16 protein-coding genes and 1 tRNA gene are annotated in these 12,607 nt (G+C 55.4%); 2 read left to right on the top strand and 15 right to left on the bottom strand.

Annotated elements, in window-relative coordinates; translation table 11 throughout:
* The first annotated feature begins 32 nt into the window (after positions 1-32).
* Complete coding sequence (locus tag GGQ73_RS03685; protein ID WP_183894058.1) at positions 33-2,213, top strand: DUF1217 domain-containing protein; 2,181 nt, start codon at positions 33-35, stop codon at positions 2,211-2,213.
* A 95-nt stretch (positions 2,214-2,308) separates the two neighbouring features.
* Here GGQ73_RS03685 and yacG read toward each other — a convergent pair whose 3' ends face one another.
* The 9 genes from yacG to GGQ73_RS03640 all read right to left on the bottom strand — a co-directional run bounded on the left by yacG (position 2,309) and on the right by GGQ73_RS03640 (position 8,168).
* A complete protein-coding gene (gene yacG, locus GGQ73_RS03680) occupies positions 2,309-2,539 on the bottom strand; it encodes a DNA gyrase inhibitor YacG (RefSeq protein WP_183894056.1) in 231 nt (76 codons plus the stop codon).
* A 5-nt stretch (positions 2,540-2,544) separates the two neighbouring features.
* Positions 2,545-3,168: a Maf-like protein gene (locus GGQ73_RS03675; RefSeq protein WP_174152102.1), complete on the bottom strand. Its 624-nt coding sequence runs from the start codon at positions 3,166-3,168 to the stop codon at positions 2,545-2,547.
* 30 nt (positions 3,169-3,198) lie between these two features.
* Positions 3,199-3,417, bottom strand: a complete 219-nt coding sequence (gene infA, locus GGQ73_RS03670) for a translation initiation factor IF-1 (protein WP_067648657.1) — start codon at positions 3,415-3,417, stop codon at positions 3,199-3,201.
* A gap of 105 nt (positions 3,418-3,522) precedes the next feature.
* Positions 3,523-3,945, bottom strand: coding sequence for an arsenate-mycothiol transferase ArsC (locus GGQ73_RS03665; protein ID WP_183894451.1), 423 nt, complete (start codon positions 3,943-3,945; stop codon positions 3,523-3,525).
* A gap of 59 nt (positions 3,946-4,004) precedes the next feature.
* Positions 4,005-4,478, bottom strand: a complete 474-nt coding sequence (locus GGQ73_RS03660; RefSeq protein ID WP_174152101.1) for a UPF0262 family protein — start codon at positions 4,476-4,478, stop codon at positions 4,005-4,007.
* A 3-nt stretch (positions 4,479-4,481) separates the two neighbouring features.
* Complete coding sequence (gene hisD / locus GGQ73_RS03655) at positions 4,482-5,780, bottom strand: histidinol dehydrogenase (protein WP_183894054.1); 1,299 nt, start codon at positions 5,778-5,780, stop codon at positions 4,482-4,484.
* Between the two features lie 138 nt (positions 5,781-5,918).
* Positions 5,919-6,356, bottom strand: coding sequence for a DUF2948 family protein (locus GGQ73_RS03650; protein ID WP_183894052.1), 438 nt, complete (start codon positions 6,354-6,356; stop codon positions 5,919-5,921).
* A gap of 110 nt (positions 6,357-6,466) precedes the next feature.
* Positions 6,467-7,759, bottom strand: a complete 1,293-nt coding sequence (murA, locus tag GGQ73_RS03645; protein ID WP_183894050.1) for a UDP-N-acetylglucosamine 1-carboxyvinyltransferase — start codon at positions 7,757-7,759, stop codon at positions 6,467-6,469.
* Positions 7,760-7,943: 184 nt separating this feature from the next.
* Complete coding sequence (locus tag GGQ73_RS03640; protein WP_210290030.1) at positions 7,944-8,168, bottom strand: hypothetical protein; 225 nt, start codon at positions 8,166-8,168, stop codon at positions 7,944-7,946.
* A gap of 152 nt (positions 8,169-8,320) precedes the next feature.
* Here GGQ73_RS03640 and GGQ73_RS03635 point away from each other — a divergent pair.
* Positions 8,321-8,395 (top strand) — tRNA-Thr (locus GGQ73_RS03635).
* A 106-nt stretch (positions 8,396-8,501) separates the two neighbouring features.
* On the opposite strand, the gene fliQ is transcribed toward GGQ73_RS03635, so the two are convergent.
* The 6 genes from fliQ to flgK form a co-directional block, all read right to left on the bottom strand.
* Entirely contained in the window at positions 8,502-8,768 is a 267-nt protein-coding gene (fliQ, locus tag GGQ73_RS03630; RefSeq protein WP_174152097.1) for a flagellar biosynthesis protein FliQ, read from the bottom strand.
* 107 nt (positions 8,769-8,875) lie between these two features.
* Positions 8,876-9,301, bottom strand: coding sequence for a flagellar hook assembly protein FlgD (gene flgD, locus GGQ73_RS03625; protein ID WP_183894048.1), 426 nt, complete (start codon positions 9,299-9,301; stop codon positions 8,876-8,878).
* On the bottom strand, positions 9,295-9,741 hold the full coding sequence (flbT, locus tag GGQ73_RS03620; RefSeq protein ID WP_174152095.1) for a flagellar biosynthesis repressor FlbT: 447 nt from the start codon (positions 9,739-9,741) through the stop codon (positions 9,295-9,297). Before flbT ends, flgD begins: the two co-directional genes overlap by 7 nt.
* Complete coding sequence (flaF, locus tag GGQ73_RS03615; protein WP_174152094.1) at positions 9,738-10,085, bottom strand: flagellar biosynthesis regulator FlaF; 348 nt, start codon at positions 10,083-10,085, stop codon at positions 9,738-9,740. Before flaF ends, flbT begins: the two co-directional genes overlap by 4 nt.
* A gap of 55 nt (positions 10,086-10,140) precedes the next feature.
* Positions 10,141-11,154, bottom strand: a complete 1,014-nt coding sequence (locus tag GGQ73_RS03610) for a flagellar hook-associated family protein (RefSeq protein ID WP_183894046.1) — start codon at positions 11,152-11,154, stop codon at positions 10,141-10,143.
* A 1-nt stretch (position 11,155) separates the two neighbouring features.
* The gene (flgK, locus tag GGQ73_RS03605; RefSeq protein WP_174152092.1) at positions 11,156-12,604 is read right to left on the bottom strand and encodes a flagellar hook-associated protein FlgK; all 1,449 of its coding nucleotides are present in this window, start codon (positions 12,602-12,604) and stop codon (positions 11,156-11,158) included.
* Positions 12,605-12,607 lie beyond the last annotated feature (3 nt).

Below are 12,607 nucleotides of genomic sequence, written 5' to 3'. Positions count from 1 at the left end.
TCTTTCAAGGGCCACACTATGCAGGGCACTCCATGGCGATTTCTACCTACACAAGCTATCTCACCGTAAACCGCGATATAAAATCGTCGATGTCGACAGTCGCCAGTCAGACGTCGGTTGCGAAAGATACGGCCTATTACAAGGAAAAAATCGGCGACGTTAAAACGGTCGATGAGTTCCTGGGAGATTACCGCCTCTATTCCTACGCCATGAAAGCCTATGGTCTTGAAGACATGACCTATGGCAAGGCTTTCATGCGAAAAGTGCTGGAAAGCGACCTCACCGACAGCACAAGCTTTGCCAACTCATTGACGGACAAGCGTTACCTGCAGTTTGCCGAAGCCTTCAACTTTGAAGGCGACAAGAAGACAGCGCAAAACACGGCCCAATCCACAAGCGTGACCGATGCCTACAAGGCGTCCTTCACCGCTGAAGAAACATCCATCAAAGCGGAAAATACATATTTTGCGGCTCAGATCGGCAAGGTCACCGACATCGACAGCCTCGTCAACAACACGCGGCTGCGCACCTATATGCTGGATGCGGTAGGTCTTGATTCCGCCAACATATCCAAAAGCTATCTGAAACAGGTTCTGACGAGCGATCTCAGCGATCCCAGCAGCGTTGCCAACCAAGCCAAGGATCCAGGCTGGAAGAAGCTGACCGAAGCTTTCAATTTCAACGCTGATGGCACCGTGAACGGCAGCATGCAAACGGCCAGCCAGACCGAAGACCTCAATCTCGATTACGTCTACAATCAATCCACGTTCCCTTCGACTTTGCTGGCGGATTCCAACAAGCGCTACTGGGAAAAGAACATCGCCAGCGTTACCAGCGCAACGGATCTTGTTTCGGACAGCCGGATGGTCGAATATGTGAAAAAAGCATTCGACCTCAATCCGATCATTATGCCGAGTAGCGTTGCGAGCCTGATGTCGAGCGAGAACTTCGCGACAACCTACGGCAACACGAAATTGCTGGACTATTTCAATTTCGAAACCGATGGCACCCTGGCCAATGGAACCACTGCCCAGACCGCCACCCAGACGACCGATGTCAACAAGCTTTATAAGACCGCATTTTCCGAGGATCAGGCGACAGCTGTCGACGAAGCTGTGGCAAACTACGAAAAACGGATCACCGGCTTCACCAGCCTCGATGATTTTCTCGTTTCCAATACAAAAGATGACGACAATAAAAACGACGACGTCACAGAAGTCTGGGATGTCGCGCTCCGGGCATTTGGCATCGATCCCGACGAAGTCAGTCAATCTGAACTGAAACGCGTTCTTACGAGCGATTTGAATGACAAGAAGAGTTACGTCAATTCTTTGAAGGATGATCGCTTCATTGCGTTGAACAAGGCATTCAACTTCACCTCAGATGGCAAATTGGAGGCACCGCTTCTGGCGCAGTCGGAGAGCGTCACCAACAATTATGCGGCAGATTACGAAAGTAATAAAGTGAGATCGCTCAGCGGCGCAGCAAAAGACGCAGCGACCAAGAAGGCCGACACCGAAGTCGAATATTACAAATCCAAGATGGGGGCGATTACCACCACCAAGGAACTTCTGGCCGACACACGCCTGACGAATTTCATACTTGAAGCGAATGGGATTGACCCGAAAAGCGTCGCTCCTGCCGACCTGAAGAAAATGTTCGACTCCGATTTGTCGGACCCGAAGAGCTACGTCAACACGCTGGAAAACAACAAGTTTGCCCAGATCGTTGCTTCCTTCAACTTCGATGCGAAAGGCAATCTGACCGCAGATGCCGAGCGCGGCGGCCAGCAACGTGGCGCAGTTTTGGAAACAACCAATCAATTTGTTCGTCAAACTCTGGAGGAACAACAGGGCGAGGGCAATGCCGGCGTGCGGTTGGCTCTGTATTTCGAACGAATGGCGCCAACAATTTCAAGTGCCTACGGCTTCTTGAGCGATGACGCGCTTTTCCAGTTTTTCAAGACCAGCTTCAATCTGCCAACCTCGATTGCCAACATGGACGTGACCAAGCAGGCCGAACTGGTCACATCTTATATCGACATCCCCAAGCTTCAAGATCCGGACTATGTCAGTAAAATGTTGAAGCGCTTTACCGCGCTTTACGACGTGCAGAACAATGTCTCGCAATCGCCTACCCTGTCGATCCTGAGTGGCAGCACGTCGATCAGCGCCGATACACTTCTGGCGGTCGCCCAGTTGAAGTCCGGGTGAGCATGATACCCATCCGCATACGCTGAACCAAAAAGGGCCTGAAAATCGATGTGATTTTCAGGCCCTTCTTATTTCGTCACGGCGAACCGTTCCGCTCAATACTCGCTGTCGTCTGCTTTCTTTGCAAGGCCTTCTGCATCGGCATTGCTCTCGTCGTCGGCGACGGGAATGGCGTAGGCGCCCGTCAGCCAGCGTGAAAGATCGGCGGTGCGGCAACGATCCGAACAGAAAGGGTAGTCTTCACGCGTGGATGGGCGTTTACATTCCGGGCACGGTTGCGCCTTGCGCAAGGGTGTGACGGTCGATTTGTTGGATGCATCTGTCATGGAGATCAACCTTCCTGCCAGGCCGATGCCACCTCGAAGCCTTCGCCAGCCAGAAGCGACACCGTTTCATAGAGCGGTAGCCCGACGACATTGGTGTAGGAACCAGTCAATTTCTGGACGAAACAGCTGGCAATGCCCTGAATGCCGTATGCCCCCGCCTTGCCGCGCCATTGACCGGAGGCGATGTAGCTTTCTATTTCATGTTGCGAGAGCCGCTTGAAGCGCACCTTGGTCTCGACCACTTTCTGGCGCACCTTGCCGCTTGGTGTCACGAGACAGACGCCCGTATAGACCCAATGGCTGCGACCTGACAGAAGGTGAAGCGCTGCAGACGCTTCCTCGATATACTCGGCCTTACCGACAATACGGCGACCAACGGCGACGACTGTGTCGGAGCCGAGCACATAGGCACCCCTCCAGGCAAGCTCGCCTTTCACAGCCTTGTAAGCGGCTTCCGCCTTTTGCAGGGACAGGCGACGGCAAAGCGTGCGCGGGTGCTCAAGGCGTGCGGGCGTCTCGTCTATATCCATCGGCATCAGACGGGCGGGCTCGATGCCAACCTGATGCAAAAGCTCAAGACGGCGTGGCGATCCGGAAGCCAGAATCAGCTTTTGTTTTGCGTCTGTCATGCTCTGCCAGTCGTCCGATCTGCCGGGCGATTACTTGAAACGATAGGTGATGCGACCCTTGGTCAGGTCGTAAGGCGTCATTTCAACGAGCACCTTGTCGCCTGCCAGAACGCGGATACGGTTCTTGCGCATGCGGCCAGCGGTGTGGGCGATGATTTCGTGTTCGTTTTCCAGCTTTACGCGGAACGTGGCATTCGGCAAAAGTTCGATAACGACGCCCGGAAACTCAAGGACTTCTTCTTTGGTCATCTAGTATTTTTCTTCCTGTTGATAATGCCGGACTGAACAGTCCGGGAAAATTGCGCGGAAACTACACAATCGCCGCACATTTGTGAACCTAAATTGTGGTTCGTTTTAAAGTGTCTCGGAAAAGAGCTTTGGCCGTTGCGGCAGGCGCTCCGAAATCAGCTTTTTCAGGTGCTCGCGGACCTCACGATAGGCCTCGAGAATATGGTCTCGCGTGCCTGTCGCCACCGTGGGGTCCATGGTCGGCCAGTAGACGACATCGAGCGCGTTCGATCTGGTCAACTCCAAAGCTGCATGATGTGCCTCGGGCGTCAGGGTGATGATAAGATCAAAGAAATCATCCTCGATTTCATCCAGCGTCCGGGGTTTGTGTTTTCCAAGCGTCAGTCCCGCCTCGTCCAGTACGGCATCCACGAATGGGTCGCGGTCACCCGCGCGAACGCCCGCCGATTGAATATAGATGCCGGGAGCAACAAGCTGTTTGGCGATGACCTCGGCCATGGGCGAACGAATGGAATTCATGCCGCACATGAACAATATGGCGCGCGGTGCCTTGTCTTTCAAGTCGACGCCCGCCGCGTCTTGCACGCCTAACCCCGCCAATACAGCACACAGACGAGCGTAAACAGGCGGCGCGCCGTATCGAAATCCACCTTTATCTTGCCGGAGAGACGGTCCATCAAGGTTTGCGAACCATCATTGTGGATGCCACGACGCCCCATGTCGATAGCTTCGATCTGGCTTGGCGTTGAAGACCGGATCGCCTCATAATAGCTTTCGCAGATCATGAAGTAGTCCTTGATGATGCGCCGGAACGGCGTCAGCGACAAAATATGTGTCGCCACCGCCTGCTCGTCTTGGGTTCTGATCGTGAACACAAGCTTGCTATCCACCAACGAAATATTGAGTTTGTAAGGCCCCCCTGCGTGTCCAACAGGTTCGAAACTGTTTTCTTCGATCAGATCGAAGATCGCCACGGCACGTTCATGCTCCACGTCGGGTGTGGACCGGCCGATACTTTCGTCCAGAACCACATCGCAGAGCCTGAAAGTGTCTGGCTCCATTTCTCATCCTTCCAGATTGAGACGAATGGCGACGGACCGCGCATGCGCATCCAGCCCTTCGGAGTGGGCTAGCGTAATGGCCGCCGGTGCGAGCTGGCGCAATTGATCCGGCCCCAAACGCAGGATCGACGTGCGCTTGACGAAATCCAGAACCGACAGGCCCGACGAGAAGCGAGCCGAGCGTGCCGTTGGCAGAACGTGGTTGGAACCGCCGACGTAATCGCCGATCACTTCAGGCGTGTGGCGACCGACGAAGATCGCACCCGCATTACGGATGCCGGCAATCAGCGCGTCCGGATCGTCTACCGCCAGTTCCAGGTGCTCTGCCGCAATGCGGTTGGCAAGCGAAACGGAAGCGGTGAGGTTTTTTACCAGTATGATCGCGCCAAAATCCCGCCAGCTGGCGGTTGCCGTCTTTTCGCGCGACAGCAAAGTCAACTGACGCTTCACGGCCTGCTCTACCGCTCTTCCAAGCTCGGCATCGTCGGTGATCAGGATCGACTGCGCACTCTCATCGTGCTCGGCTTGCGCCAGGAGGTCGGCTGCCAGCCATTCGGGATTGTTGTTCTTGTCGGCAATGACGAGCACCTCCGATGGTCCAGCAATCATATCGATGCCGACAGTCCCGAAGACGTGCCGCTTGGCCGCTGCCACATAGGCATTGCCAGGACCGACGATCTTGGCGACCGGCGCAATAGACTGCGTACCGTAAGCCAGCGCCGCGACCGCCTGCGCTCCGCCGATGCGGTAAATTTCTTCGACACCGGCAATCCGTGCTGCCGCCAGCACCGCTGGATTGATCACGCCGCCATTCGCCGGAACGACCATGACAATACGCTCCACGCCCGCCACTTTAGCCGGGACAGCATTCATCAACACCGAACTCGGGTAGCTCGCCGTGCCGCCGGGCACGTAGAGGCCGACAGCTTCGATGGCCGTCCAACGGGAGCCGAGGCCGACGCCGATATCGTCCTCGTAGATGTCGTCTTTGGGCATCTGCCGCGCATGATGCTTTTCGATGCGCGCTGCGGCGAATTTCAGGGCGTCGAGAACGGCAGGATCCACCTGTGCGATAGCCGCATCGATTTCCGCTGCGGTGACGCGCATAGAGGTTTTGGTGAAATCCAGGCCGTCAAATCTCAGGGAATAATCGGCCAATGCTTCATCGCCACGCTTTCGGACATCATCGATAATATCACGCACGACGACGTTGACGTCTTCCGACACTTCTCTTTTCGTCGTCAGAAACGCTGCGAACGCCTGTTCAAAATCCTCAGACGCCTGTTCCAGCCAGATTGCCACGTCACTTACCCTCTTGCTGCGCCGCCTTTCGAGACGGTGCGAAATGCCTGCCTGCACGCTGTCGCATGCGCTCTTGGGTATGTGGCATAAATTAAAACAGGCGGGCAAGGCAATTCCCTGTCCACCGGTTTTATAAGATCAGTCTTGTGGGTGCTTTGGTTTCGATGCTGTTTCCCAACCACCGCTGACATCGGCCAATTGCGCCTCGATGCATTCCACATCCATCGCGATGGCGCCGCCGCCCGAAAGGGTGAGTTCGACCGTCCCATCAGGCCCTTCACCATTTTGAGTGAACTGCACGGCAAGGAGGGACAGGACCTGTTCCTTGTTGTCACGATCAAAGCCGGAAGAGCGAACATTCCCCACACGCTTTAGCGCCAGAACGCTGCGGCAACGCTCCTGTGGCTTGCCGTTTTTGGTGGCGTTCTCCCAGACGAACCGGTTAGCGGATAGAAGAAATTGACCAGCCTTGCGATCAAAGGACGCATCTTTCAGTTTGAAAACACTGTCCTGCATGTGTGTCGAGATGATGGAGAGGTCTTCCCCATCCAGCGCCATCAATTTAAGGCCGCTCATTGTGTCTATGCCCCCGTTGCGCGGACAAGGCCGCTTATATCCAAGTGTGACCTGGAGATAGGCAGTCGAGGCCCGATCTGCAACCAGGGGGCCTCGATGAGAGGGCAGTATTAGTCGCTAACGCGCTCGACCTGCGCACCGCAACGGTTGAGCTTTTCTTCCAGGCGCTCGAAGCCACGGTCGAGGTGGTAGACGCGTGACACCATCGTTTCACCTTCCGCGACGAGACCGGCGATGACCAACGATACCGATGCGCGAAGATCCGTCGCCATGACAGGCGCGCCCTTGAGGCGAGACACACCTTCGATGCGAGCCATCTGGCCCGAGAGCGAGATTTTCGCGCCGAGACGTGCCAGTTCCTGAACGTGCATGAAACGGTTTTCGAAAATCGTTTCGGTAATGTGCGAGACGCCCTGTGCGCGCGTCATCAATGCCATGAACTGCGCCTGAAGATCCGTCGGGAAGCCGGGAAAAGGTTCTGTTACGACGTCCACCGGATGAATGCCATTGCCATTGCGGACGACGCGCAGGCCGGTTTCCGTTTCGGTGATGGTCGCGCCGGCGAGCTTCAGCGTGTCGAGCGCGTTGTCGAGCAGCGACGCGCGCGTTCCTTCCAGCAGGACATCGCCACCCGCCATGGCAACCGCCATGGCGTAAGTGCCGGTCTCGATGCGGTCTGGAAGGACGCGGTGGCGCGCGCCATGCAGCGACGTCACGCCCTCAATCGTGATGGTCGAGGTGCCCGCCCCCTCGATTTTCGCACCCATGGCAATCAGGCACTGGGCAAGATCGACAACTTCGGGCTCGCGTGCTGCATTGTGAATAACCGTCGTGCCACGTGCCAGAGATGCCGCCATCAGCATGACGTGAGTTGCGCCAACCGAAACTTTCGGGAATGTGTAGGTCGCGCCGATCAAACCACCGGAAGGTGCCGTTGCATTGATATAACCGCTGTCGATTTCCATGTTGGCACCCAGTGCCTCCAGACCTTCGATGAAAAGGTCGACGGGACGTGTGCCGATGGCGCAACCACCCGGCAGGGACACGCGCGCTTTGCCGTCACGCGCCAAAAGAGGCCCGATGACCCAGAAGCTTGCGCGCATCTTGGATACGAGTTCATAGGGAGCCGTCGTATCGACAATGGTCCGGCAGGTGAAATGCACGGTGCGGGAATAGCCTTCACCCTGGCTTTCACGACGGCCGTTGACCGCGACATCGACACCATGATTGCCCAAGATACGAACGAGCTGCTCGACGTCTGCCAGATGAGGAACGTTTTCAAGCGTCAGGGTATCGCTTGTCAGCAGCGAGGCGATCATCAACGGCAAAGCTGCATTCTTTGCGCCTGAGATCGGAATGATGCCGTTGAGTTCGTTGCCGCCAATAATTCTGATGCGATCCATGCGTCCCTACGAGCTTAGCGCCCGCCTTTCCTGAGTGCTTATTGCGAATAGGCCTCTCCTGCCCGTCCGCACCTATTGTATCCGGTCTAGAATCGACCTGGCGAGCGGCCTTGCCGCGTTGTCCGTCAGGCTACGCAGTAAAGGAAACCCGGCGCCATTTCAATTTTCTGATGAATGTTTCTTGTCAGCACGATTCGTCCGTTTTTGCGGCGGGCAGACCATTTGTTTCGTCCGCTTCTCCCGCACGTCGTGCCCGGGCCTGCTGCTTGCGGCGAGCCAGGTTTTCACGCAACTTGTTTGCCGCCCGCGCCTTACGGAGAGCCTCTTGCCGTTTGGCCTCATTGCCGGGCCCATTTTGCCCTGAGGCGGGCTCTGCTTTATCGGCGATATTGTCGTGATGATCGTTCATGAGCGCATCCATAGCGGAATTTGCAAGTTTTCAACAGCCCCCACCGGTTTTTGCCATGTGGAATGACCAAGTCTCACATTGCGGCTTGCGCTCATCATAAACCTATGGCAATAGGCCCCAACTTGATGTGAAGCACTGCTTCGGCATCGGATGCTGCGGTAGCTCAGTGGTAGAGCACTCCCTTGGTAAGGGAGAGGTCGAGAGTTCAATCCTCTTTCGCAGCACCACTTTTCAAAAAACTACTGACATGGTCAATCATCGAATGACGCCTCGTGTGGCGTGCGCGTTTTCGTCTGTGACAGCCGCTCCAGATCGCAATGGCGCCGAAAGCTGCTAGAATCCGGACTGGACGCGGGAGAAGACCATGGTCGTGAACATGGAGATCTGGGCGCCGACAAAAGGTGCGGAGACGCCGATCGCCAGCATAACGGCGATGATCTTCGGCACGAATGTCAGGGTCATTTCCTGGATTTGGGTCAGAGCCTGGATGAAGGCAATGACGATACCAACGACCATGGCAGCCAGAACAGCCGGGCCGGATGCCACCAGAATGGTCCAGATGGCATTTTGCATAATGTCGAGAGCGTCGGCCTCGTTCATCTCAGTCCGCTCGATCTAATCGGCGTCACGAAGCCGAGTGGAAGACATCTTGTTTCGGTGACGCCGTTTCCGTCTGCAAAAGACAGTATATGATTCGAGACTGATGGTTAAGCCGGGGTATTCGCGATTTTGATACCTTGCGTAATCGCAATCGTCGCGCCTGAAGTCGTGGTGGCGGTGATGCCATCCGCCGTGACCTTGACCGCAGATACAACACCAGTGGTGCTTTCGTCCGCGCTGGTCACCGTTTTCCCGATATAGGACGATGCGCTCGACAGCGAATTGGCCGAAAGAAGGTTCTCAAGATTGGTGTTCGTCTTGATGGTCTGCTCGACCTGCGAGAAGGTGGCAAGCTGTGCCACCTGTTCACTGGCATCCATTGGATCTGTCGGATCCTGGTTCTTCATCTGTGTGATCAACAGTTGAAGGAAATTGTCGTAATCCAGGGACGCCTTCTTGGCGTCCGTTTTGGACGCTGACGTCGCAGCAGACGTGCTCGTCGTCGAAGTGCTACCTGTGACAGCGTCTACCATGGTGCAATTTCCCTTCTCAGCTCACTCACCGCCGCAGGCGTGATTTCATGACTGTTGAGAATGACTTCTTCCTTGGCGTAAAGACCGCGAATGGTCTTGAGCGCGTCGAAAGGACGGCCAGACGATACGGTCGCGTCGATCCGCTTCAGTTCGGAACGAATGTCTTCGTTCTTGAAGGTGGTCAGAAGCATCGTGATCGACTTGCGGAACAGCGAAAGCGACTGTTCCTTGCCCTCTGGGTTGATCAGCATCATCTGAACGATGAAATAGAGCTGCCGCAAAGGTGTCGTGGTGTCTTCAAGTTGCAGGACGTGGTTTTCGAGAAGGAAGGTCACGTCGTTCAGAAATTCCAGCGAGACTTTCCTGTCAACGCGCAACACGGCGCCGTTGATGAAGATTTTTTCCCCGGACTTCAAAGAAATGCGCAGCGTACTTTTCATTTTAATCCATCCTTGATGATGGTTGTAACGTCAATGATGCCCTGATAATTCTTCGATTTACGTTTGCGGATTTGTTCGCATTCTCTCAGAATCCAGATAGCGATGGATATCAGGTTGGCTTTTAGTTCAACAGGAAGCTCGTTTTCGGCCTGCTTGAGGTCGTCGATAAGCCTGGTCCAAACGCGTCTTGTGTAAAAGATCGCCTCGATACCGTCCTTGCCGTAATGGTCGTGCTGTTTGGCGGCGGCAAGAAGTTCGATCGATCGTTCTAGAACCTGTCTTTCTCTATCGCGGGCGATATTGGGGTCATCCTCCATTATCTCCGCATATGAAAACTGGAACATTCATTTTTCCTTCATGGTCTTAAATGCCACCTGTCATAGGCGTTATCTGTTTTCGCTAGAGAAAGTTCACAAGGCTGAGGCCCTGTATCTTCGAGGTGATGGAGTATGACGTCTCGACCTGATTGAGCAGGGTCGTGAGGCGCGTCGATGCCTCATAGGTGTCCACACCGATCAGATTCGTCAGCTGCGTGTCGATGATCGTTTTTTGCGAACTCATATAGGTATTCGCCTTTTCCACTCGTTCCTGGGACAGGCCGATCTTCGCCCGCTGCGTATCGATGCCAGAAATTGCGGCTCCAGCCAGGCTCGTGGTTGTGTCATTGACGACAGCGAGCGCATTCGAGTTCAGACCGGAGTTTACAAGCTGCGACGATATCACACTCGCCAGCACAAGGCTTTTGAAACCATCCGAGTTGGCAGTGGTCGATGTGGACACGGTTTCCGAAGTGCTAATACGGCTACTCATGGTTGTCTCAGAAGCACTCGTCCAGGCTGGCCAATCAAGATTATCCTGATAGTCTGACAGAAAGGTCTTCATCTCGTCGGCTGTCACAGCCGAGGGATCGGGGAACTGCGCATCGAACGCGGTTTTGAAGTCTGTGCTGATGTCATCGATAAACGTGTCGCTCAGAGTTTGCGCATCGGTGTTGATACCTGAGAAAAGATATTCACCGTTAACAGCCGTGTTCGAATAGCTGACGAAATTCTCGAGAGTCGACTTGGCGGTGGTCTGGGCAACGCTCAAGCTGCTGGCGTCGGTGTTACCACTGAGTGCGATCACCGAGTTGAGCAGGCTTTGAGCCGACGAAGACATGTTCTCCATGGCCAGCTGAGACGCATCCATGCGTTGTTCGGCCAAAGCATTGGCGTCCATGATAGACTGGAGACGTCCGCTTTCGCGCGTGTAATCCAGGCTGGTGGACGTGCGGGTGCCAAGTTCCAGACCAACATCCGAGTAGGTGCCCGTCACGGCCTCTTTTTGCAGCTTGGTGATTTCCGTCTGCGCGTTCGAAACGGTCAGTTGCATGGCGGTGCTGATGGAGAGAGAAGAGATCGGTGTCGTTTTCATATCAGTTCGCAGCCTCCATCAGTGTCTTCAATAGATCGTCTATGGTCGACATGAGTTTCGCGGCAGCCTTGTAGGACTGCTCAATGTCCAGCATCTGGATCAGTTCTTCGTCCAGATTGACGCCGGTCGAATTGGAGTAGGCTTCCTTCGACTTGTTCAGCATGGCGGACGTGCTTTCCGCAGCCGATGTGGCGTTGGAGCGATACTCTTCCACGAAGCCTGCGGAATCGGTTGCGAAACTCAAGAGGCTGACATTTGTCGAGATACCGGCAGCGGGGTCGAAATCCATCTGGGCGTTGAGGCCAGCTGCATATTTGTAAAGCAGGTCGGAGTAACCGCTGGAATTTTCGGTGTTCGGTGTCTCGCCTGCGATACTGCCATCACGAAGCTTGACGGGCGTTGCCGTCGCATCAGCCGAAACCGCGATCAGACCTGCAAGACCCGGGATGGCGGTTGGCGGGTCGGCGTCGAAATCGACAACCGAACCATCGCGTGTCGTGAAGAGACCCGCGATGGCGTTGCCGCCGGCATCGGTTTCGGCAAATGTCTTCATTACCGAACGTGCGATCTCGTCGAGCTGGGTCTGGTATGTTGGGTAAACCTCGTCGCGAAGCTGCAACAGCGCGGGAAGGCTCCCCTTCGAATTGGTATTGCTGCCTGCACCGGTCTTGATCGCAACGCCATCGATATAGATGCTTCCCCCGGTGGTGTTGGCATCGTAGGCAGCGAGAGAATCGAACGAAACCTGCCTGGGTCTCGTCTCGAACAGCGTCGTACCATCGCTGGTGTAGATCGCCATGTCGTTGTCCGAGCGCACGGAGGTGGAGATGCCGACAATCCCGGAGATCTGCTTGAGCAGACCTTCGCGCTGATCGAGAGCATTGTTCGGATCAGTGCCAGCGGCTGTTGCCGAGCGTACCGCACTGTTTGCCTGTTCGAAATCGGACAGGAGCTGGTTGAGCTTTGCAACGGTCGTTGCAATTTCACTATCGGCATCGGTGCGCAGCTGCTGAACAGCCTGTGTCGAGGTATTCAGCGCGTTTGCGACATCGCTCGATGCGCTGACGGCGGCAGATGCCAGTGTTACATCGCTTGGTGATGCTGCGGCCGTCTGCAACGCCTTCTGCAACGCAGCCAGGTAGGTTGCAGGCGCCGCGGTATATTCTTCACCGCCGAGAACGACGCTGAGCGAATTCATACCATCAAGGAATGCCTGCTTTCCAGCGTCATCGGACGTCGCTGCCAGCGTCTGCTTCAGGAGCGCGGTATCTTCAGTCCGCTCGATCTTGACAGTGATCGCGCCGGTGGACGTGTTCGTGGTCGTGATCGCCGTGCGGCGATTATAATCCGCGGAGCTGGCATTCGAAATGTTGGTCGAAACGACACCACTCTGGAGCGCTGTATTGCTCAGAGTTGACTTGGTCGTATTAAGTGCCGAAGCAAGCGACATTCA

This window comes from Rhizobium skierniewicense (genome assembly GCF_014196515.1).
Taxonomy (GTDB): Bacteria; Pseudomonadota; Alphaproteobacteria; order Rhizobiales; family Rhizobiaceae; genus Agrobacterium; species Agrobacterium skierniewicense.
Note: the sequence above shows the minus strand (reverse complement) of the source record. Positions and strands in the feature narration are given on the sequence as shown.